The 19,739-nt window shown below is 69.7% G+C and carries 19 protein-coding genes; 11 read left to right on the top strand and 8 right to left on the bottom strand.

Annotated elements, in window-relative coordinates; genetic code table 11:
* Positions 1 to 138: 138 nt before the first annotated feature.
* Both EEY80_RS07995 and EEY80_RS07990 read left to right on the top strand, forming a co-directional pair.
* Positions 139 to 966: an SDR family oxidoreductase gene (locus EEY80_RS07995; RefSeq protein ID WP_205749058.1), complete on the top strand. Its 828-nt coding sequence runs from the start codon at positions 139 to 141 to the stop codon at positions 964 to 966.
* A 92-nt stretch (positions 967 to 1,058) separates the two neighbouring features.
* Complete coding sequence (locus tag EEY80_RS07990) at positions 1,059 to 2,084, top strand: SDR family oxidoreductase (protein WP_126976060.1); 1,026 nt, start codon at positions 1,059 to 1,061, stop codon at positions 2,082 to 2,084.
* Positions 2,085 to 2,094: 10 nt separating this feature from the next.
* On the opposite strand, the gene guaD is transcribed toward EEY80_RS07990, so the two are convergent.
* The 4 genes from guaD to EEY80_RS07970 form a co-directional block, all read right to left on the bottom strand.
* On the bottom strand, positions 2,095 to 3,378 hold the full coding sequence (gene guaD / locus EEY80_RS07985; RefSeq protein WP_126976059.1) for a guanine deaminase: 1,284 nt from the start codon (positions 3,376 to 3,378) through the stop codon (positions 2,095 to 2,097).
* 82 nt (positions 3,379 to 3,460) lie between these two features.
* Complete coding sequence (locus tag EEY80_RS07980; RefSeq protein ID WP_205749053.1) at positions 3,461 to 3,799, bottom strand: helix-turn-helix domain-containing protein; 339 nt, start codon at positions 3,797 to 3,799, stop codon at positions 3,461 to 3,463.
* Between the two features lie 17 nt (positions 3,800 to 3,816).
* Complete coding sequence (locus EEY80_RS07975; protein WP_205749052.1) at positions 3,817 to 4,164, bottom strand: type II toxin-antitoxin system RelE/ParE family toxin; 348 nt, start codon at positions 4,162 to 4,164, stop codon at positions 3,817 to 3,819.
* A 144-nt stretch (positions 4,165 to 4,308) separates the two neighbouring features.
* A complete protein-coding gene (locus EEY80_RS07970) occupies positions 4,309 to 4,515 on the bottom strand; it encodes a cold-shock protein (RefSeq protein ID WP_126976056.1) in 207 nt (68 codons plus the stop codon).
* 251 nt (positions 4,516 to 4,766) lie between these two features.
* On the opposite strand from EEY80_RS07970, the gene mgtE reads away from it, so the two are divergent.
* Genes mgtE through EEY80_RS07950 form a run of 4 tightly spaced genes read left to right on the top strand, consistent with a single transcriptional unit; the run spans position 4,767 to position 8,067 of the window.
* On the top strand, positions 4,767 to 6,188 hold the full coding sequence (mgtE, locus tag EEY80_RS07965) for a magnesium transporter (RefSeq protein ID WP_126976055.1): 1,422 nt from the start codon (positions 4,767 to 4,769) through the stop codon (positions 6,186 to 6,188).
* Positions 6,185 to 6,760, top strand: a complete 576-nt coding sequence (locus tag EEY80_RS07960) for a 5-formyltetrahydrofolate cyclo-ligase (RefSeq protein WP_126976054.1) — start codon at positions 6,185 to 6,187, stop codon at positions 6,758 to 6,760. Before mgtE ends, EEY80_RS07960 begins: the two co-directional genes overlap by 4 nt.
* Before the next feature lie 42 nt (positions 6,761 to 6,802).
* The gene (locus EEY80_RS07955) at positions 6,803 to 7,207 is read left to right on the top strand and encodes a VOC family protein (RefSeq protein WP_126976053.1); all 405 of its coding nucleotides are present in this window, start codon (positions 6,803 to 6,805) and stop codon (positions 7,205 to 7,207) included.
* A 29-nt stretch (positions 7,208 to 7,236) separates the two neighbouring features.
* Positions 7,237 to 8,067 carry an aldo/keto reductase gene (locus EEY80_RS07950; protein WP_126976052.1) on the top strand — a complete coding sequence of 277 codons (831 nt, stop codon included), beginning with the start codon at positions 7,237 to 7,239 and terminating at the stop codon, positions 8,065 to 8,067.
* An 87-nt stretch (positions 8,068 to 8,154) separates the two neighbouring features.
* On the opposite strand, the gene EEY80_RS07945 is transcribed toward EEY80_RS07950, so the two are convergent.
* Positions 8,155 to 8,505: a DUF6476 family protein gene (locus EEY80_RS07945; RefSeq protein ID WP_126976051.1), complete on the bottom strand. Its 351-nt coding sequence runs from the start codon at positions 8,503 to 8,505 to the stop codon at positions 8,155 to 8,157.
* Here EEY80_RS07945 and EEY80_RS07940 point away from each other — a divergent pair.
* From EEY80_RS07940 to EEY80_RS07925, 4 genes are all read left to right on the top strand, one after another.
* Positions 8,504 to 9,532: an RluA family pseudouridine synthase gene (locus tag EEY80_RS07940; RefSeq protein ID WP_235829757.1), complete on the top strand. Its 1,029-nt coding sequence runs from the start codon at positions 8,504 to 8,506 to the stop codon at positions 9,530 to 9,532. The two genes, EEY80_RS07945 and EEY80_RS07940, sit on opposite strands and share 2 nt — an antisense overlap.
* 26 nt (positions 9,533 to 9,558) lie before the next feature.
* Positions 9,559 to 11,001: a cardiolipin synthase gene (gene cls / locus EEY80_RS07935; protein ID WP_126976049.1), complete on the top strand. Its 1,443-nt coding sequence runs from the start codon at positions 9,559 to 9,561 to the stop codon at positions 10,999 to 11,001.
* Between the two features lie 295 nt (positions 11,002 to 11,296).
* Positions 11,297 to 12,196, top strand: a complete 900-nt coding sequence (gene rpoH, locus EEY80_RS07930) for an RNA polymerase sigma factor RpoH (protein WP_126976048.1) — start codon at positions 11,297 to 11,299, stop codon at positions 12,194 to 12,196.
* 160 nt (positions 12,197 to 12,356) lie between these two features.
* A complete protein-coding gene (locus EEY80_RS07925) occupies positions 12,357 to 13,310 on the top strand; it encodes an endonuclease/exonuclease/phosphatase family protein (RefSeq protein WP_126976047.1) in 954 nt (317 codons plus the stop codon).
* 2 nt (positions 13,311 to 13,312) lie between these two features.
* Here the strand turns inward: EEY80_RS07925 and EEY80_RS07920 are convergent, their stop codons facing one another.
* The 3 genes from EEY80_RS07920 to EEY80_RS07910 form a co-directional block, all read right to left on the bottom strand.
* Complete coding sequence (locus EEY80_RS07920) at positions 13,313 to 15,142, bottom strand: M3 family oligoendopeptidase (RefSeq protein ID WP_126976046.1); 1,830 nt, start codon at positions 15,140 to 15,142, stop codon at positions 13,313 to 13,315.
* Between the two features lie 74 nt (positions 15,143 to 15,216).
* Positions 15,217 to 16,812 carry an ATP-dependent DNA ligase gene (locus EEY80_RS07915; RefSeq protein ID WP_126976045.1) on the bottom strand — a complete coding sequence of 532 codons (1,596 nt, stop codon included), beginning with the start codon at positions 16,810 to 16,812 and terminating at the stop codon, positions 15,217 to 15,219.
* Positions 16,813 to 17,015: 203 nt separating this feature from the next.
* Positions 17,016 to 18,032, bottom strand: a complete 1,017-nt coding sequence (locus tag EEY80_RS07910) for a ligase-associated DNA damage response exonuclease (protein ID WP_126976044.1) — start codon at positions 18,030 to 18,032, stop codon at positions 17,016 to 17,018.
* Between the two features lie 286 nt (positions 18,033 to 18,318).
* Between EEY80_RS07910 and EEY80_RS07905 the strand changes: the two genes are divergently transcribed.
* Positions 18,319 to 19,734, top strand: a complete 1,416-nt coding sequence (locus EEY80_RS07905) for a circularly permuted type 2 ATP-grasp protein (RefSeq protein ID WP_126976043.1) — start codon at positions 18,319 to 18,321, stop codon at positions 19,732 to 19,734.
* Positions 19,735 to 19,739 lie beyond the last annotated feature (5 nt).

Raw genomic sequence — 19,739 nt, 5'->3', positions numbered from 1 at the left:
CCGGCGGGCTGCCTGTTCGGACGCTGACAGCAGCCGAAAGGAGCCGCCATGACCGAGAACGCAAGCCGCAAGCCGAACAACCAGTTCGAACCGCACGATCCGCGCGACCTCTATCCCCGCCCGCCCTTCGACACGCCGATGCAGCCCGAACCCGGGCTGGCCGCGACGATGGATCCCGTGCCCGATCACGGCGAGGACAGCTACAAGGGCCTCGGCCGGATGACCGGCCGCCGCGCCCTGATCACCGGTGGCGACAGCGGCATCGGCCGGGCCGCGGCCATCGCCTATGCCCGCGAGGGCGCGCATGTGGTCATCAATCACCTGCCCGACGAGGACCGCGACGCGACCTCGCTGGTCGAGCTGCTGCGGGGCGAGGGGCTGAAGGCCGATGCCCTGCCCGGCGACATCAGCGACGAGGCCTTCTGCCAGAAGCTGGTCAGCACCGCCGCCGAGATCATGGGCGGGATCGACGTGCTGGTGAACAATGCCGGCAAGCAGGTGGCGCAAGGGTCCATCGAGGACATCACCACCGATCAGTTCGACGCCACCTTCCGCACCAATGTCCATGCGATGTTCTGGCTGACCAAGGCCGCGCTGCACCACATGCAGCCCGGCGCCGCGATCATCAACACCACCTCGGTCCAGGGCTATGACCCTTCGCCGACGCTGATGGACTATGCGATGACCAAATACGCAATCATCGGCTTCACCAAGGCGCTGGCCGCGCAGCTAGCCGACCGCGGCATCCGCGTGAACGGCGTGGCGCCGGGGCCGTTCTGGACGCCGCTGCAACCTTCGCACGGGCAGCCGGCCGAGAAGCTGAAGAACTTCGGCAAGCAGTCGGCCTTCGGACGTCCGGGCCAGCCGGCCGAAATCGCCTCGACCTATGTGTTCCTCGCCACGCAGGAATCCGGTTACATGACCGGCGAGATCGTGGGCGTGACCGGCGGCAACCCGATCCACTGAGGTCACCCCTCGGGGGCACGGCGGGGACGGGCGGAACGCGGCGGGGCGGGGGGCGTTGGTCCGGCATCCTCGCCTGCCCGAAGGAGACGCCCATGACCGACGCCAGCGATCCGCCCGTGCCGGGCGACTTGCCCGAACCCGACCTGCCGGAACCGGAACCCGATCTGCCCGAACCCGGCGCGCCGCCGCCGGAGCCTCCGCCCGAGGTTCCGGTGGCCCCGGCGCTGGTCCCGGTGCCGAGCCTCGTCGATCCCCGCACGCTCTATCCCCGGCCGCCCTGGCCCGAACAGGCGCAGCCTGCGCCCGGCGCCACGGCGGCGATGGACCCGCGCCCGGATCATGGCGAGACCAGCTATGTCGGCGCGGGACGGCTGCAGGGCCGCCGGGCGCTGGTCACCGGCGGCGACAGCGGCATCGGCCGGGCGGTGGCCATCGCCTTCTGGCGCGAGGGCGCGGCGGTGACCATCGCCTACCTGCCCGCGGAAGAGGCCGATGCGCAGGAGGTGGCGGCGCTGGCGGCAGAGGAGGGGGCGGAACTGCACCTGATCCCCGGCGACCTGCTGGAACGCGAAACGGCCGAGGGGCTGCCTGGCCGGGCGGCGGCGCTGATGGGCGGGCTCGACCTGCTGGTCTGCAACGCCTCGATGCAGATGACGACGGACACGATCGACGACGTGTCCTTCCGCCAGTTCGACGAGGTGCTGCGCGTCAACGTGCTGTCCACCTTCCTGAGCTGCCGCGCGGCGCTGCCGCTGCTACCGCCCGGCGGGTCGATCATCGTCACCGCCTCGATCCAGGCCTTCGCGCCCGCGGCCGGCCTGCCCGACTATGCCGCCAGCAAGGCCGCGCAGGTGGCTTTCGTGGAAAGCCTGTCGAAACAGGCGATCCGGGGCGGGGTGCGGGTCAATGCCGTGGCGCCCGGTCCGATCTGGACGCCGCTGCAACCGTCCTGCGGCAAGCCGATGGACATGCTGACCGGCCACGGCGCCGACACCACCATCGGCCGCGCCGGCCAGCCCGCCGAATGCGCGGGGGCCTATGTCTTTCTCGCTTCCCGCGAGGCGTCCTACATTACCGGGCTGACGCTGGGGGTGACGGGCGGCGCACCGGTGCACTAGCGGCTGCCGGTCAGCCCCGCCGCTGCCCCGCGATCCAGACGCCCGCCACCGCGCGGTCGTCGCCCATCATGATGGTGGGGAACAGCGCCTCCCACAGGTTGTTCGCCCGGGCCGCGCGCTGCGCGATGGCCGGGGTGGAGGCAAGGTCGATGGCGACGATATCGGCCTCCATCCCCGGGGCGAGGTTGCCGATCCGGTCGTCCAGCCGCAGCGCCCCGGCCGAGCCGCAGGTCGCAAGCCACCACAGTTCCGACGGGTGCAGCGCGCGGCCACGCAGCTGACCCACCTCATAGGCGGCGGCCATCGTGCGCAGCATCGAAAAGGACGACCCGCCCCCGGTATCGGTGGCCAGCCCGATCCGCTGCCCCTCGGCCTTCAGCTCGGCCATGTCGAAGAGGCCCGAGCCGATGAAGGTGTTGGAGGTCGGGCAATGCACCAGCGCCGCCCCCGTCTCGCGCAGCCGGGCGCGTTCGCGGGGCGTCAGGTGGATGGCATGGCCGAAGACCGCGCCCTCGGCCAGCAGGCCCTGCGCCTCATAGGTGTCCAGATAGTCGCGGGCCTGCGGATACAGGCCCTTCACCCAGTCGATCTCGTCGGTCTGCTCGCTCAGATGCGTCTGCATCAGGCAACCGGGATATTCGCGCCACAACTGCCCCAGCACCATCAGCTGTTCGGGCGTCGAGGTCGGCGAGAAGCGCGGCGTGATCACATAGGACAGCCGGTCCACCCCGTGCCAGGCCTCCAGCAACCGCCGGCTGTCGTCATAGGCCGACTGCGCGGTGTCGCGCAGCCCCTCGGGCGCGTTGCGGTCCATGCAGGTCTTGCCGGCCAGCGCCCGCAGCCCCCGCGCCCGGGCGGCGGCGAAAAAGGCATCGACGCTTTCGGGATGGATGGTGGCATAGCTGCACATCGTCGTCGTGCCATGCGCCAGCGCGAGGTCGAGATAGTTTTCCGCCACCGCCGCCGCATGGGCGGGGTCGCCGAAGCGCATCTCCTCGGGGAAGGTATAGCTGTTCAGCCAGTCGATCAGCCGCTTGCCCCAAGACGCCACGATCGCCGTCTGCGGGTAATGCACATGCGCATCCACGAAGCCCGCCGACAGCAGCCGCGCGCCCATGTCGGTGACGGCCGCGTCGGGATGCGCCGCCCGCAGCGCCGCCCCGTCGCCCACCGCCACGATCCGCCCGTCGCGGACCAGCACCCCGCCCCTGGCATGATGCCGCGCCGCGCCCGGCCCCTCGGCGAAGGGGTCGCCGGCGAAAGACAGCGTCTGGCCGAGGATCAGCTGGTCCATGGGTCGGGGTTCCTGCGGTTACCTCCTGCTTGGACCATGCCGGGCACGCGCGGGCAAGGGGGGCGGGGCGTTCAGCCCCGCATCACGTCGCCACTTGGATCCGGCGCTTGCCGTCGTGCAGGAAATAGCCCGCCCGATCGCTGGAGGCCGCCTTTTGGAAGCCGATCTCGACGTTGCGATCCAGCCGGACCATCAGAGCCAGCAACTTCTCCAGCGAAAAGCCGTGCAGCTTGCCGTTCTTGAGGGCCGAGACCTTGGGTTGCGGAATCTGCAGCAGGTCTGCGGCCTCGATCTGCGTCAGGTGCCGATGCAGGAGAATCGAATTGATCTGTCCCGCGATAGCGGCCTTCAGCTTGAGCTCCGGCGCGTCCTCGAGACCCAGATCGGCAAAGACATTGCCGCTGCCGGGTTCCAGTTCCAAGTCTTCCTTCCGATCCATCAGGACATCCCCAGTTGTGCGTTCAGCCGTTTCAGCCGGGTCTTGATCACATCGATCTCGTGCTTGGGCGTCGCGATGCCCGTCCGCGACTTCTTCTGGAAGGCGTGAAGCACATAGAGGTCGTCCCCCAGCTTCACGGCATAGACGGCGCGGAACGTGTCGCCGTCATGGTCGGCGACGATCTCCATCACGCCCGCGCCCAGACCTGTCATCGGCTTGGCCGAAGCAGCCTTTCGCCCCAGCTGCGCCTCGCCGAGCGCGTAGCCGACCTGCACCCTGACCGGCTTGGGAAATTCCAGCAGCCGCTTTCTTGCGTCCGCGACCCAGACCAGCCTGCGCTCCGGCACCGCGACCTCCGCTATACCTGTTTAGATATATTCTCCGCCTCGGGGAATTTCAAGGCGAAACGCCGGGAGGCCGCATGCAAAAGGGCCGGTGCCCCGCAGGCACCGGCCCTTCCGAAATCCGTCAGGCCCCAAAGGGGCCCGCGATCAGACCAGCGACAGGTTGATCGCCGATTCCCGGCCGTCGCGGCCCTTCTCGATGTCGAAGGTCACTTTCGCGCCGTCGTTCAGCTGCGAGATGCCCGAACGCTCGACGGCGCTGATGTGAACGAAGACGTCCTTGGAGCCGCCATCCGGCTGGATGAAGCCGAAGCCTTTGGTGGCGTTGAACCATTTCACGGTGCCATTGGCCATCGTGTTGTCCCTTTTCGTATGTGCCGCCCGCGGAAGTGCGGCGGCCCGGCAGCGTCAGATCGAAGGTAGCTGCACCCGAAGGGACAGAGTTCGAAGATGGTGCGCCGTTGTATTTGGCCAAACGCGGGAAAAAATCAAGGTGGAACCCTGCGATTGCGCCGGATGGGCCGGATTTTGCCTTTCGCCGCCGCGGCGCGGGTAGTGTCTGCCGGGGCGGTCGGCTAAGGTCCGGCCAACCAGAAGGGGGCGCGATGGCAGAGAAGCAGGTCGAGGATCCGCCGATCGAGGCGCGCGATGCCGCGCGCGAGGGGGCGGAGCGCGAGGAACAGGACTACGCGCTCGATCCCGAGCTGGTGCAAGAGATCCTCGACGCCGTCGAACACCGCGACACCGAACGGCTGGAACGGCTGACCGAGCCCCTGCACGCGGCCGACATCGCCGACCTTCTGGAACAGATCGGCTGGGCCGAGCGGCGCGAGCTGCTGCAGCTGTGGCCGCGCGGCATCGACGGCGAGGTCCTGTCCGAGATCGACGAGTCGATCCGCGAGGAGGTGATCGAGCATCTCCCGCGCGAGATCCTGACCGAGGCGGTGCGCACCCTCGATTCCGACGATGTCGTCGACCTGCTGGAAGACCTGGAGGAACCGCAGCAGGAAATCATCCTCGGCGCGCTCGACCAGTCGGACCGGGCCGCCGTCGAACAGTCGCTGACCTATCCGGAATATTCCGCCGGCCGCCTGATGCAGCGCGAGGTGGTGACCGCCCCCGAACACTGGACCGTGGGCGAGACCATCGACTTCCTGCGCGCCGAAGACTGGCTGCCGGACCAGTTCTACCATGTGGTGCTGGTCGATCCGCGCCAGCATCCCATCGGCTATGTGACGCTGGGCAAGCTTCTGTCCTCGCGCCGGGACGTGCGGCTGAACACCATCACCGAGGACAGTTTCCGCACCTTCAGCGTCTATCAGGAGGAGGGCGAGGTCGCCTATGCCTTCAACCAGTATCACCTGATCTCGGCCCCGGTCGTGGACCACAACGACCGGCTGGTGGGCGTCATCACCATCGACGACGCGATGAACGTGCTGGACGAGGAACATGAGGAGGACGTGCTGCGCCTCGCCGGGGTGGGCGAGGACAGCTCGATCTCCGACGGGGTGGTGGAAACGGTGCGCCAGCGCACGCCATGGCTGGCGGTGAACCTCCTAACGGCCAATGTCTCGGCCATCGTCATCTCGCAATTCTCGGCGACGATCGAGGCCATCGTGGCGCTGGCCGCGCTGATGCCGATCATCGCCTCGATGGGCGGCAATGCCGGCACGCAATCGCTGACCGTGGCGGTGCGGGCGCTGGCGACCAAGAACCTGACCGGCTCGAACGCGGGCCGGGTCGTGCGGCGCGAGGCGATGGTGGGGCTGATCAACGGCGCCGTCTTCGCGGTGACGATGGGTACGGTGGGCTGGCTCTTCTTCGGCTCGCCCTGGCTGGCGGTGGTGATCGGGCTCGCGATGATCATCAACCTGCTGGTCGCGGCGCTGGCCGGGGTGATGGTGCCGCTGCTGCTGGACCGGATGGAGCTCGACCCCGCGCTGGCCTCGGGCACCTTCGTGATGACCATGACCGACGTGGTGGGCTTCTTCGCCTTCCTCGGCCTCGCCACGGTGATCCTGCTGTGAGCGCGGCGGCGGACATCCTGGCCCGCAAGGCCGAGCTGCGGGGCGCCGCCCTGGCCGCCCGCAAGACCGCCTTCGCCGCGGGGCAGGGCAATGCCGCCCAGCGTCTGGCGGCGGTGCTGGCCCCGGTCGCGGATGCGGTACTGGCGGGCTATGTGCCGATGCGGACGGAAATCGACCCGCTGCCGGCGATGGCCGCCCATGCGGATCGCGGCGGGCGGGTCGGCGTGCCGGTGATCCCGGGCGCGGGCCAGCCGCTCCGGTTCCGCGAATGGACGCCGGGGGCCGAACTGGTGCCCGGCGAGTTCGGCGCGCGCATCCCGGTGGCGGGCGACTGGCTGGTGCCCACGGTGCTGATCGTGCCGCTGCTGGCCTTCGACTGGCGCGGCTATCGGATCGGCTATGGCGGCGGCTTCTACGACCGGACGCTGGCGGCGCTGCGCGCGCAGGGGCCGGTCATCGCCGTGGGCTTCGCCTTCGCCCTGCAGGAGGTCGAGGAGGTGCCGGTGGAACCGACCGACGAGCCGCTCGATATCATCGTGACGGAGGCCGGGGTGATACGCCCGGGCCACTGACCCGGACGCAACGGCACCGCCAGACCGGCGGAAGGAGGCGCGATGCAGCCCGACGGCATTCTGGAAACCGTGCTCTATGCCGAGGATCTGGCGGCGGCAGAGGCCTTCTACACCCGCCATTTCGGCCTGCAGGTGGTGCGGCGCGTGCCCGGGCGCTTCGTCTTCCTGCGCTGCGGCGGGCAGATGCTGCTGATCTTCGACCCGCGCGACTCCGCCCGGCCCGACCCCGACAACCCGATCCCCCGGCACGGCGCCAGCGGACCGGGCCATGTCTGCTTTCGCGTGGCCGATGGCGCGGCGGTGCAGGCCTGGCGCGACCGGCTGGCGGCGGCGGGCGTTGCCATCGAACATGACCATCTCTGGCCGGGCGGCGCCCGGTCAGTCTATCTGCGCGATCCGGCCGGCACCTCGGTCGAGATCGGCGAACCCCGGATGTGGGGGCTCTGAGCCTCCTGCCGCAAGCGAAGGATGACAGCATGACCGAACAGCCCGTCCTGCAGATGAACGACGGACACCGCATCCCGCAACTGGGGCTCGGCGTCTGGCAGGCGACCGACGACCAGGCCGAGGCGGCGGTGGCCGAGGCGCTGGCCGCCGGCTATCGCCACGTCGATACCGCCACGATCTACGGCAACGAAACCGGCGTCGGGCGCGGCATCGCCGGATCGGGCCTGCCCCGCGACGCGGTGTTCCTGACCACGAAGCTGTGGAACGCGGACCAGGGCTTCGACAGCGCCCTGCGCGCCTGCGAGGCCAGCCTGAAACGGCTGGGCACGGATTATGTGGACCTTTACCTCATCCACTGGCCGATGCCCCGCAAGGGCACCTTCCCCGACAGCTGGAAGGCGCTGATCCGCCTGCGCGAGGACGGGCTGGTGCGGTCTGTCGGCGTGTCGAACTTCACGCCGGAGACGCTGGACCGGATCGTGACGGATACCGGCGTCACGCCGGTGCTCAACCAGGTCGAGCTGCATCCCGCCTTCCAGCAGCGGCCGCTGAAGGCGGTGCACAGCCGCAGGGACATCCTGACCGAGGCATGGAGCCCGCTGGGTCAGGGCAAGGCGCTGGCGACGGGCGCCATCGCGGCCATCGCGGCGGAAACGGGGCGGACGCCGGCGCAGGTGATCATCCGCTGGCATCTGCAGCAGGGCCATGTGGCGATCCCGAAATCGGTGACGCCCGCCCGCATCCGCGAAAACGCGCAGGTCTTCGACTTCGACCTGACCCCGGCGCAGATGGCGGCGATCGAGGCGCTGGACGATCCGGCGGGGCGGATCGGGCCGGACCCGGACGGGGCGAGCTTCTGACCCTTTCCCCTGCAGCTGACCCAAATATCCCACGGGGGGCGCGGGGGGTGTGAAACCCCCCGCTGCAACGCCAGCCGCCCTGCGGGCTCAGCCGCCGATCCGCACCCGCTGCCGCAGCGCGCCGGTCGCGCCGTCGAGGATCAGGATCTCGTCATCCCCGGTCACCACCGCGATCCAGCCGGTGCCGAAGGTCACGGCGCGGGCGGTCTCGCCCTCGGGCAGGGCGATGTTCGCGGGCAGGGTCGGCCCCGCGGAGGGCACGACCTCCGGCAGCGGCTGCGAGAAGCGGATGACAAGCAGCGCCACGATCGCTAGAAGCCCTGCGATCATCACGCCCGCCAGCACCGTCACCAGCGTCTTCAGAAAGCGCAGTTCGGGCGGCGTCGCGTATTCGTCCTGCGGAGGCCCCTTGTCAGAACCTGCGTTCGATCCTGCCATCGGCAGCCGTCTCCTGCGCGTCACCATCGGGCCGGATGCGCCCGCGCGCCTTGATAAGGCGCTGGCCGCCGCGGTGCCAGAGGAATGGTCGCTGTCGCGCTCGCGGCTGGCGAAGCTGATCGAGGAGGGCGCGGTCAGCCGGGGCGGCGCGGTGCTGGCCGACCAGAAGGCGAAGGTGGCCGAGGGCGACGAGATCGAGATCGCGCTCGGCCCGGCGGAAAGCGTGGAAACCCTGCCCGAACCCATCCCGCTGGTCATCGTGCACGAGGATGACGACCTGATCGTGATCGACAAGCCGGCGGGGATGGTGGTGCATCCGGCGCCGGGCTCGCCCTCGGGCACGCTGGTCAATGCGCTGCTGCACCATTGCGGCGACAGCCTTGCCGGGATCGGCGGCGAGCGGCGGCCCGGCATCGTGCACCGGATCGACAAGGATACCTCGGGCCTGCTGGTCGCGGCGAAATCCGACCGCGCGCATCACGGCCTCGCCCGCCAGTTCGAGGCGCATGCGGTGGAACGCCATTACCTCGCGCTGTGCCACGGCGTACCCGACCGCGCCGATCCCCGGCTCGGCGGCACGAAGGGCGTCAGCTTCGAATCCGGCGGCATCCTGCGCATCGCCACGCAGCTGGCCCGGCACAAGACCGACCGGCAGCGGCAGGCGGTGGTCGATCATGGCGGCCGTCATGCGGTGACGCGGGCGCGGGTGGACGAAGTCTTCGGCACGCCGCCGGCGCTGGCGCTGGTCGATTGCTGGCTGGAAACCGGGCGCACCCATCAGATCCGCGTGCACATGGCCCATGCCGGGCACGGGCTGGTGGGGGATCCGACCTATGGCGGGCGGCGCAAGCCCAATGCCGCGGCGCTCGGCCCCGCGGCGGCCGAGGCGCTGGCGGCCTTCCCCCGGCAGGCGCTGCATGCCGCGACGCTGGGCTTCGAACATCCGGTGACCGGCGCCGCGCTCTCCTTTTCGGCCCCGTTGCCCGCCGACATGCAGGCGCTGCTTGATCGGCTGCGCGGTCTCTGACAGCCTCGCTGCCTCGGGGGGCGCGCATGATCCTGCAAAGTTTGTCGTGGTGGGTGATCCTGCATGTCGCCCTGCAGGGGCTGACCCTGCTGCGGGTCATGGCCCGCGAGGATCGCGACCCGGCCACCCGCATGGCCTGGGTGATGGTGATCCTCGCCGTGCCCTTCGCGGGCGTGGCGCTGTATTTCCTCATCGGCGAGATCAAGATCAGCCGCCGCACGCTGGACCGGATGACGGGCGCGATCGAGGCGCTGCCGCCCGCGCCGCCCGCCCCGCTGGCCCAGGTGCCCGACCCGTTCCGGCCGCTCTTCGACCGGGCGGCGGCGGCGAACGGCTTCGCGGCGCTCACGGGCAACCGGATCGAGCTGATGCCGCAGGGCGAGGGCGCGATCGACCGGCTGGTGGCGGATATCGACGCGGCGGAACGGCACGTCCACCTGCTGTTCTACATCTGGCTGGACGACCATGCCGGGCGGCGGGTGGCCGATGCGGCGATCCGCGCCGCCGGCCGCGGGGTCGAGGTACGGGTGATGGTCGATGCGCTCGGCAGCCGGGCCTTCGTCGCCTCTGCCACATGGGCGGCGATGCAGGCGGCGGGCGTGCGGGCGCGCAAGGCCTTCTCGATCTCTTTCCCGCTGCTGCGGCTGGCGATCTCGCGCATCGACATCCGCAACCACCGCAAGATCGTGGTGATCGACAGCGACGTGGCCTGGTGCGGCAGCCGCAACTGCGCCGACGAGGCCTTCGCGATCAAGGCCCGCTATGCGCCCTGGGTGGACATCATGCTGCGCCTGACCGGCCCGGTGGTCTGGCAGCACCAGCAGCTGTTCGTGTCGGACTGGATCACCCATGCGAAAGAGGATGTGTCGGACCTGCTGAAGGAAGCGGTGCATCCGGCGCGCGATGCCGAGGCGGCGGGGCTGGCCGTGGCCATTGCCTTCGGATCGGGGCCGAGCCTGAACAAGCACGCGGTGTCGGACGTGTTTCAGGCGGCCATCGCGGCCGCGCGGCGCGATCTGGTGATCACCACGCCCTACTATGTGCCGAACGAGGCGCTGCACCAGCAGATCTGCGCCGCCGCCGTGCGCGGGGTGCGGGTGCGGATGATCCTGCCCGCCCGCAACGACAGCCGCATCGTCGGCATGGCCAGCCGCAGCTTCTATCGCCAGCTGCTGTCGGCGGGGGTGGAACTGCACGAATACCGGCCGGGCCTGCTGCATGCCAAGACGCTGGTCGTGGACGGGATCGTGGCGGTGATCGGTTCGGCCAACATGGATCGCCGCAGTTTCGAGCTGAACTACGAGAACGGCCTTCTGGCCCATGACGCGGCGCTGGCCGGTGCGGTGGGGCGGTTGCAGGCGCTGTGGCTGGCCGAGGCGCCCCCGGTGGACGAGGCGGCGGTGCGCGACTGGTCGCTGCCGCGGCGGATCGCCAACAACCTGATGGCCAGCTTCGCGCCGCTGATCTGACCGGACCCGCCGCAGGGGGCGTTGTGCGGCCCTGCAGAGCCGTCCGGGCCCCCGCGCACCGCAGCGGGCGATCCCGGGCGATGACGCACAGGCACATGCGCGTGAAGGCCCTGACATGATGCTGGCGTCGCGACGGCCGGAACAGCATCATGCGTTCAATCGTTCGAAGAGCAACGCCCGTGCCGCAACTGCCGTCCCGTAACGGGGCTTGAACCGGGCTTGAGCCATTCATAGCTAAGCGAGTCCCGCTCCGGCATGCATGCGATCATGCCCGCGGGATCAAGGTCAGGACAGGATGAGCACCAGTTACACCAATCTTCCCGCCCCCAGCCCGGAACAGGGCCTGAACCGCTATCTGCAGGAAATCCGCAAGTTTCCGCTGCTGGAGCCGGAAGAAGAATACATGCTGGCCAAGCGTTGGGTCGACCATCAGGACGCCTCGGCCGCGCACAAGCTGGTGACGAGCCATCTGCGGCTCGCCGCCAAGATCGCCATGGGTTATCGCGGTTATGGCCTGCCGCAGGCGGAAGTGATTTCCGAGGCGAATGTCGGCCTGATGCAGGCGGTCAAGCGCTTCGATCCCGAACGCGGCTTTCGCCTTGCCACCTATGCGATGTGGTGGATCCGCGCCTCGATCCAGGAATATATCCTGCGGTCCTGGAGCCTGGTGAAGCTGGGCACCACCTCGGCGCAGAAGAAGCTGTTCTTCAATCTGCGCAAGGCCAAGTCGAAGATCGGCGCGCTGGAGGAAGGCGACCTGCGCCCGGAAAACGTGGCCCAGATCGCCCGCGACCTGAACGTGACCGAGGATGAGGTCATCGACATGAACCGCCGGCTGTCCGGCGGCGACGCCTCGCTGAACGCGATGGTGGGGCAGGAGGGAGAATCCGCGACCCAGTGGCAGGACTGGCTGGAGGATGAATCCGCCGACCAGGCCAGCGATCTGGAGGAGCGCGACGAGCTGGAGGCGCGGCGCGAACTGCTGGAGCAGGCGATGGACGTGCTGAACGACCGCGAACGCGACATCCTGATGCAGCGCCGGCTGGAGGACAATCCCGCCACGCTGGAAGACCTGTCGGGCCGCTACGATGTCAGCCGCGAGCGTATCCGCCAGATCGAGGTGCGCGCCTTCGAGAAGCTGCAGAAGCGGATGCAGGAACTGGCCCGCGACCGCGGGATGATGGCGACGGCGTGATCCCGCGCGGATCGGCGGGGCAGGGGCGGCGTTCACCCGCTCGTGTCGTGTCGTGAACCTGCCCCGCGGTTGCGCCGCGACGCGGCGTGGCTAAGGTGGCGCCACGTCCGGCCGGGGGAACCGCCCCGGCCCGACCGCCGTCTTACAGCCGCAGGATCGCATGAGCCGCCTTCATTTTCGCCAGCGCCTGATCGGGGCGCTTCTCTGCCTGTCGCTTCTGATGCTGCTGGCGGGCATCCTGCCGGCCCGGATCCCGACCACGATGGCGGTGGGGCCGATCGCCCGCATGTTCGACAGCGTGGCACCGCAGTTCCTGATCGGCGGCGCGGTCATCGCGCTGGTGGCGGCGCTGGTGGGGGCCTGGCGGGCGGCGTTGGCGCTGGTTCTGGCCGCCGCCGTGGCCTTCGGCGCCTTCGCCATCCAGCATGGGGCGCGCTCGCTGCCGCTGGCCGCCGATCAGCCGGCGGTGCTGCGGGTGCTGTTCTTCAACGTGCTGGGCGACAATTTCGCCAATGCGCAGAACATCGCGGCCGCGGTGCGCGCGGCCGACCCCGATGTGGTGGCCTTCGCCGAAAGCGGCGCGCTGCGCGAGGTCCTGCCCGAACTGCACGACCGGTGGCCGCACCAGCTGGGCTGCGAGAAGCTCTGTCAGGTCGTGGTGCTGTCAAAGCGGCCGTTGAACCCTGTGGACCCCGACCCTGTGCGCGGGTCCTGGCAGTCGCGCCTGCGCTCGGTCGAACTGCAGGTCGAGGGCGCGGCCCAGCCGGTGACGCTGATGATCGCGCACAAGCGCAAACCCTGGTTCACCGGCGAGGTCGAGGACGAGGATGCCCATCTGGTGCAGCGGGTGAACGGCGTGGCCGGCCCGCTGGTGCTGATGGGCGACTTCAATTCGGCGCCCTGGTCGCGGCCGATGCGGCGGATGATCGACGAGACGGGCCTCTCCGCGCTGCGCCTGCCGGTGCCGACCTGGCCGGTGGATGCGCAGGCCTTCGGCGTGCCCATCGACAACGCGCTGGTGCGGGGCGGGGCGCGGCTGGTCTCGCTCCGGCCCTTCGGCGACGATCTCGGCTCGAACCATCGCGGGATCCTGGCCGAGATCGCGCTGCAATAGGCTCAGCCCATCGCCTCCAGCTCGTCGATCATGCCGGCGATCATCGACAGGCCCTTGTCCCAGAAGGTCGGGTCGGTCGCGTCCAGCCCGAAGGGCGCCAGCAGCTCCTTGTGATGCTTCGACCCGCCGGCCCGCAGCATGGCGAAATACTTCTCCTCGAAGCCCGGCAGCCCCTCCTCGTAGGCGGCGTAGAGCGCGTTCACCAGCCCGTCGCCGAAGGCATAGGCATAGACGTAGAAGGGCGAATGCACGAAATGCGGGATATAGGCCCAGAAGGTCTCGTATCCCGGCATGAAGTCGAAGGCGTCGCCCAGGCTTTCGCCCTGCACCGACATCCACAGCGCATTGATGTCTTCGGGCGTCAGCTCGCCCTCGCGCCGGGCGGCGTGCAGCTTGCACTCGAAATCGTAGAAGGCGATCTGCCGGACGACGGTGTTGATCATGTCCTCGACCTTGCCGGCCAGCAGGGTCTTGCGCTCTTCGGGCGACTTCGCCGCCGCCAGCAGTCGCCGGAAGGTCAGCATCTCGCCGAAGACGCTGGCCGTTTCCGCCAGCGTCAGCGGGGTGGAGGCGAGCAGTTCCCCCTGTCCCGCCGCCAGCACCTGATGCACGCCGTGGCCCAGTTCATGCGCCAGGGTCATCACGTCCCGCGGCTTGCCGAGGTAGTTCAGCATCACATAGGGATGCACCTCGGTCACGGTCGGATGGGCAAAGGCCCCGGGCGCCTTGCCCGGCTTCACCCCCGCGTCGATCCAGCCTTTGGTGAAGAACGGCGCCGCGATCTCGGCCATGCGCGGGTCGAAGGCGGCATAGGCGGCGCTGACCGTGTCGCGCGCCTCGTCCCAGCCGATGGTGCGGGCGGCCTCGGTCGGCAGCGGCGCGTTGCGGTCCCAGACCTGCAGCCGGTCCAGCCCCAGCCACTTCGCCTTCAACCGGTAATAGCGGTGGCTCAGCTTCGGATAGGCCGCCACCACCGCATCGCGCAGCGCCTGCACCACCTCGGGTTCCACATGGTTCGACAGGTGCCGGCCATGCTGCGGCGTCGGCATCTTGCGCCAGCGGTCCTCGATCTCCTTCTCCTTCGCCAGCGTGTTGTGTACGCGGGCGAACAGCTTCAGGTTCTGGCCGAAGACGCGGGCCAGTTCATGGGCCGCGGCCTCGCGCCGGGCGCGGTCGTGATCCGACAAGAGGTTCAGCGTCGCCTCGAGGTTCAGCGCCTCGGGCTCGCCCTCCACCTCGAACATCAGTCCCGCCATCGTCTCGTCGAACAGCCGGTTCCAGGCCGCGGCGCCGACGGTGGACTGGTCGTGCAGGAAGCGTTCCAGTTCATCCGAAAGCTGATGCGGCCGCATCGCGCGCAACCGGTCGAAGACCGGGCGATAGCGCGCCAGCCGCTCATCGGCCTGCAGCCGGCTTTCCAGATGCTCGTCGGGCAGGCGGTTGAATTCGAGGCTGAAGAACACCAGCGCCGTGGTGTCGTCGGTGATCCGGTCCTGCAGGTCGGCCATGAACTTGGCCCGGCCCGCATCCAGCGTGTTCTGGTAATAGCGCAGCCCCGCATAGGACATCAGCCGGCCGCTGACCGTCTCGATCCGTTCATAGCGATGCACGCAGTCCAGCAGCCCGTCGGCGTCCAGTTCATGCAGGCGGCCTTCGTAGTCGTCGGCGAAATCCCGGCAGGCGGCCTTCAGCCAGGCCATGTCGCGCCCCACCTCGGGCGCGTCCGGCGCGGGGTAAAGGTCGGTCAGGTCCCAGTCCGGCAGGTCGCCGAAGCCCGCGCCCCCCGGCGTGGCATTGGCATCGGACAGCGGGCGGGGAAACGGACGCAGCATCGGGAAACCTCTCTCTTGGCAGTCCTGACATAGGGTGGCCCGGCGGGCGGGCGCAAGGGCCGGGGGCGGTCGCCCTACGGGCCCCGCGCGCGCAGCAGGTCGCGCGCGGTGTCGATGGTGTCGGCCTCGGCCGCCGGCTTGTCGCGCCGCCAGCGCGCCATCCTCGGAAAGCGCAACGCGATGCCGGACTTGTGCCGGCTGCTTTCCTGGATGCCCTCGAAGGCGATCTCGAACACCAGATCCGGCGCCACCCGCCGCACCGGGCCGAAGCGTTCCAGCGTGTGCCGGCGCACCCAGGCGGTGATCTCGTTGAATTCCGCATCGGTCAGGCCGGAATAGGCCTTCGTCACCGGCACCAGCACATCGCCGTCCCACAGCGCGAAGGTGAAGTCGGTATAGAGGTTCGCCCGCCGCCCGTGCCCCGCCTGCGCATAGACCATCACCGCATCGAAGCTCATCGGGTCGAGCTTCCATTTCCACCAGTCGCCGCGCTTGCGTCCGGTGTGATAGGGCGAGCCGCGGCGCTTGACCATGACCCCTTCCGCGGCCTCCCCGGCCGCGCCAGCGCGCGCCGCGGCGAGGGCCGGCCAGTCGGCGAAAGGGATCAGCGGCGACAGCCGGAAGGGCGTGCCCCCGGGCATCGCGGCAGCCAGCGCCTCCAGCCCCGCGCGGCGGGTGTCGAAGGGCTCGCCCCGCAGGTCGCGGCCCTCCGCTTCCAGCAGGTCATAGGCCATCAGCACCACCGGCGCCTCGGCCAGCTGCTTCTTCGTCACCGTCTTGCGCCCGATCCGGGTCTGCAGCGCCGCGAAGGGCAGGGGCCGCCCGTCGCGGAAGGCGAGGATCTCGCCATCCACCACCGTGCCCTGCGGCAGCCGGTCGGCCAGTTCCGCCAGTTCGGGGAAGCGGTCCGTCACCAGATCCTCGCCGCGCGACCACAGGCTGAACCGCCCGCCGCGCAGCACCGCCTGCCCGCGGATGCCGTCCCATTTCCAGTCGGCGGCCCAGTCGGACGGATCGCCCAGCGTGGCGGGCTCGGCCTCCAGCGGATGGGCGAGGCAGAAGGGATAGGGGCGGGTCAGGTCGGCGCCGGGATCGTTGGTCAGGATCAGCCCGGCCCAGGTCGTGCGCTCGGGCGTCCAGTCGCCCATCAGCCGATGAGCGAGGTCCGGCTCCTCGATCCCCGTCGCCTGCGCCAGCGCCCGCACCATCAGCCCGCGCGCCACCCCCATGCGGAAGCCGCCGGTGATCAGCTTGTTGAAGAGAAAGCGTTCGGTGCCGTCCAGCGCATCCCATGCGGCCAGCACTGCCGCCCGCCGTTCGGGTTCGGCCTGCGCGGAGAGGGTCAGGATCAGCCCGATCCAGTCCGACAGGCTGCGCGCCTGCGGCGCGCCCGCGGGCGGCAGGATCAGCGCGATGGTTTCCGCCAGATCGCCGGTCACCGCATAGCTTTCGTCGAAGAGCCAGCCGGGCAGCCCAGCCCGGTCGGCCGCCCATTCCGCCAGCCGGGTCGCGGTCACCGCCCGCTTCGGCCGCCGTCCCGACAAAAGCGCCACGGTCCACAGCCGGTCGGGTTCCGGCGCCTCGCGGAAATAGGCGGCGAGGGCCGCCGTCTTCTCGCCGGTGCGGGTGGTGGCGTCGAGCGCCGAGAAGAGCTGCGCGAACCGCTCCATCGCTCAGCCCCGCGGCAGCCCGCGCAGAGGGGCCGTCTGCCCCCCTCCCGGCGCCTGCCGCGCCGGTTCACCCCCCGAGGAAATTTGCCCCGACAAGAAGCCGCCGCTGCTTCTTGTCGGTGGAAATATCCCGGGGTCCGGGGCAGCGCCCCGGGGGACGGGGCCGGGCGCGCGGCGGGGACAACAGCCGGGTCGGGGCGCGGTCACTCCGTCACCTCCGTCTCTTCGGCCTCGTCGCCCTGCCAGTCGGTGGTGACGATGCCGGCATCGTAACCCTGGTCTTCCAGCCAGCGGCGGAAGGGCGCGGTATAGCCGTGGGTGACGAAGACACGCTCGGCCCCGGTGGCGCGGATCGCGGTGGTCAGCCCCTCCCAGTCGGCATGATCGGACATCACGAAGCCGCGATCCACCGCGCGGCGGCGGCGGATGCCGCGCAGCCGCATCCAGCCCGAGGCAAAGGCGTCCGAGACCGGGCCGAAGCGCCGTGCCCAGGGCGAGCCGAGCGCCGAGGGCGGGGCGACGAGGATCGCGCCGGGATGGGTCTTCGCGGTCATCCCCGGGACCAGATGCTCCGTCGCGGGCAGGGCCAGCCCCTCGCCGCGCAGCACCTCGGTCATCGCCTCGACCGCGCCATGGGTCAGGATCGGCCCGACCGAGGGATCGAGCGCCGCGAGGATCCGCTGCGCCTTGCCAAGGCTGTAGGCCCCGACCAGCGCCGTCCGGCCGCTGGCCGCGCATTCCGCCCACCAACGGTTCAGGTCGGCCCGGATCTCCGCCTCGGGCGCCCAGCGGAAGACCGGCAGGCCGAAGGTGCATTCGCTGATGAAGGCGTGGCAGGGGACAGGCTCGAACGGTTCCGACAGACCGTCGGGCACGGTCTTGTAATCGCCCGAGACTACCCAGACCTCGCCCCCCACCTCGACCCGGACCTGGGCGGAACCCGGAACGTGCCCGGCGGGATGCAGGCTGACCGTCGCGCCGCCGATGCGCCGCGCCTCGCCATGGGGCAGCGGCTCGGCCGCGATCGGCCCGAGCCGGTGGCGCATCGCGGCGATGGTGCGCGGCGTGGCCAGATAGCGGCGCATCCCGGACCGGGCGTGGTCGGAATGGGCATGGGTGACGATGGCCCGGTCCACCGGGCGCCACGGGTCGATGTGGAAATCCCCGGCGGCGCAATAGATGCCCCTGTCGGTGAAGCTGAGCACGGGTTCGCGGGCCATGCGCAGAAGATAGGGCCCGGTTGCGGGAAGGGAAGGCGGGGCGCGGCGGCCCGACGGTGGCCGGTACTGGTCGCGGTTGCACAGGATTTGATCGCATGCCCAAGTTATGGGCGGCCTCTTGCCGGCGCTCTGCGCGAATGGCATGAGGGTTCTTCCCCCGGCCCCGGGGCCTGCCTAACACTTGGACCAGACGCCCGGAATCGCCGCAGGGCCGGGCAGCCAGCGCAGGCAGCCGGAACGGCAGGACAGCGCGGCGGACAGCGGCAGGGGCGGCATCAGGGGCGGCATGACGACCACTTACTTCAACGAGATGTACGATGGCGGCGCGGTCCGCCCGCCCTATGCCCGGCTTCAGGACTGGATGCAGTCCATGCCCGCCGAGTTGCGGCAGATGAAGCAGGCCGAGGCGGAAACCCTGTTCCGCCGCATCGGCATCACCTTCGCCGTCTATGGCGAGGGCGGCGATCCGGACCGGCTGATCCCCTTCGACATGTTCCCGCGCGTCTTCCTGCAAGAAGAATGGCGGCGGCTGGAACGGGGGATCAAGCAGCGGGCACGGGCGCTGAACGCCTTTCTCGTCGATGTCTACGGCAGGGGCGAGATCGTGCGCGCGGGGCGCATCCCCTCGCGGCTGGTCTATCGCAACGAGGCCTATGAAAAGGCCGTGGCGGGCTTCGTGCCGCCGCGCGGGGTCTACAGCCATATCGTCGGCATCGACATCGTCCGCACCGGCCCCAACGATTTCTACGTGCTGGAGGACAACTGCCGCACGCCCTCGGGCGTCAGCTACATGCTGGAAAACCGCGAGATCATGATGCGGATGTTCCCGGGCCTGTTCCAGTCGAACCGGATCGAACCGGTGGACGGCTATTCAGACCTGCTGCGCCGGACGCTGGCCAGCGTCGCGCCGGCGAAATGCGACCGCGACCCGGTGATCGTGATCCTGACGCCCGGCCATTTCAACAGCGCCTATTACGAACACAGCTTCCTTGCCGACCTGATGGGCGTGGAACTGGTCGAGGGCGCGGACCTCTTCGTCGAGCATGGCTTCGTCTGGATGCGCACCACCGAGGGGCCGAAGAAGGTGGATGTGATCTACCGCCGGATCGACGACAGTTTCCTCGACCCGCTGTGCTTCCGCCCGGATTCGATGCTGGGCGTGCCGGGGCTGATGGATGTCTACCGCTCGGGCGGGGTGACGATCTGTTCGGCGCCGGGGGCGGGCGTGGCCGACGACAAGGCGGTCTATACCTTCGTGCCCGACATGGTGCGCTTCTATCTGGGCGAGGAGCCGATCCTGCAGAACGTGCCCACCTGGCAATGCGGCAAGGCCGATGACCTGAAGCATGTGCTGGCGAACCTTCCGGAACTGGTGGTGAAGGAGGTTCATGGCTCCGGCGGCTACGGGATGCTGGTCGGCCCCAAGGCCACGAAGGAGCAGATCGCGGTCTTCGCCGACCGGATCAAGGCCGATCCCGGGAACTATATCGCCCAGCCGACGCTGGCCCTGTCCACGGTGCCGACCTTCGTGGACGAGGGCGTGGCGCCGCGCCATGTGGACCTGCGGCCCTATTGCCTTGTGGGCGAGCGGATCGAGCTGGTCCCCGGCGGGCTGACGCGGGTGGCGCTGACCGAGGGCAGTCTCGTGGTGAACTCGTCGCAGGGCGGCGGGGTCAAGGACACCTGGGTGCTGGCGGAGTGACCGGA

It is taken from the genome of Frigidibacter oleivorans (assembly GCF_003993775.1).
Classification (GTDB): domain Bacteria; phylum Pseudomonadota; class Alphaproteobacteria; order Rhodobacterales; family Rhodobacteraceae; genus Frigidibacter; species Frigidibacter oleivorans.
The sequence above is the reverse complement of the archived record's forward strand: the minus strand, read 5'-3'. Positions and strand labels throughout refer to the sequence as shown.

Coding starts and splice junctions, on each gene's coding strand:
- EEY80_RS07995 (WP_205749058.1), top strand. CDS start 139: ATGCAGCCCGAACCCGGGCTGGCCGCGACGATGGATCCCGTGCCCGAT.
- EEY80_RS07990 (WP_126976060.1), top strand. CDS start 1,059: ATGACCGACGCCAGCGATCCGCCCGTGCCGGGCGACTTGCCCGAACCC.
- guaD (WP_126976059.1), bottom strand. CDS start 3,378: ATGGACCAGCTGATCCTCGGCCAGACGCTGTCTTTCGCCGGCGACCCC.
- EEY80_RS07970 (WP_126976056.1), bottom strand. CDS start 4,515: ATGGCCAATGGCACCGTGAAATGGTTCAACGCCACCAAAGGCTTCGGC.
- mgtE (WP_126976055.1), top strand. CDS start 4,767: ATGGCAGAGAAGCAGGTCGAGGATCCGCCGATCGAGGCGCGCGATGCC.
- EEY80_RS07955 (WP_126976053.1), top strand. CDS start 6,803: ATGCAGCCCGACGGCATTCTGGAAACCGTGCTCTATGCCGAGGATCTG.
- EEY80_RS07950 (WP_126976052.1), top strand. CDS start 7,237: ATGACCGAACAGCCCGTCCTGCAGATGAACGACGGACACCGCATCCCG.
- EEY80_RS07945 (WP_126976051.1), bottom strand. CDS start 8,505: ATGGCAGGATCGAACGCAGGTTCTGACAAGGGGCCTCCGCAGGACGAA.
- cls (WP_126976049.1), top strand. CDS start 9,559: ATGATCCTGCAAAGTTTGTCGTGGTGGGTGATCCTGCATGTCGCCCTG.
- rpoH (WP_126976048.1), top strand. CDS start 11,297: ATGAGCACCAGTTACACCAATCTTCCCGCCCCCAGCCCGGAACAGGGC.
- EEY80_RS07925 (WP_126976047.1), top strand. CDS start 12,357: ATGAGCCGCCTTCATTTTCGCCAGCGCCTGATCGGGGCGCTTCTCTGC.
- EEY80_RS07920 (WP_126976046.1), bottom strand. CDS start 15,142: ATGCTGCGTCCGTTTCCCCGCCCGCTGTCCGATGCCAATGCCACGCCG.
- EEY80_RS07915 (WP_126976045.1), bottom strand. CDS start 16,812: ATGGAGCGGTTCGCGCAGCTCTTCTCGGCGCTCGACGCCACCACCCGC.
- EEY80_RS07910 (WP_126976044.1), bottom strand. CDS start 18,032: ATGGCCCGCGAACCCGTGCTCAGCTTCACCGACAGGGGCATCTATTGC.
- EEY80_RS07905 (WP_126976043.1), top strand. CDS start 18,319: ATGACGACCACTTACTTCAACGAGATGTACGATGGCGGCGCGGTCCGC.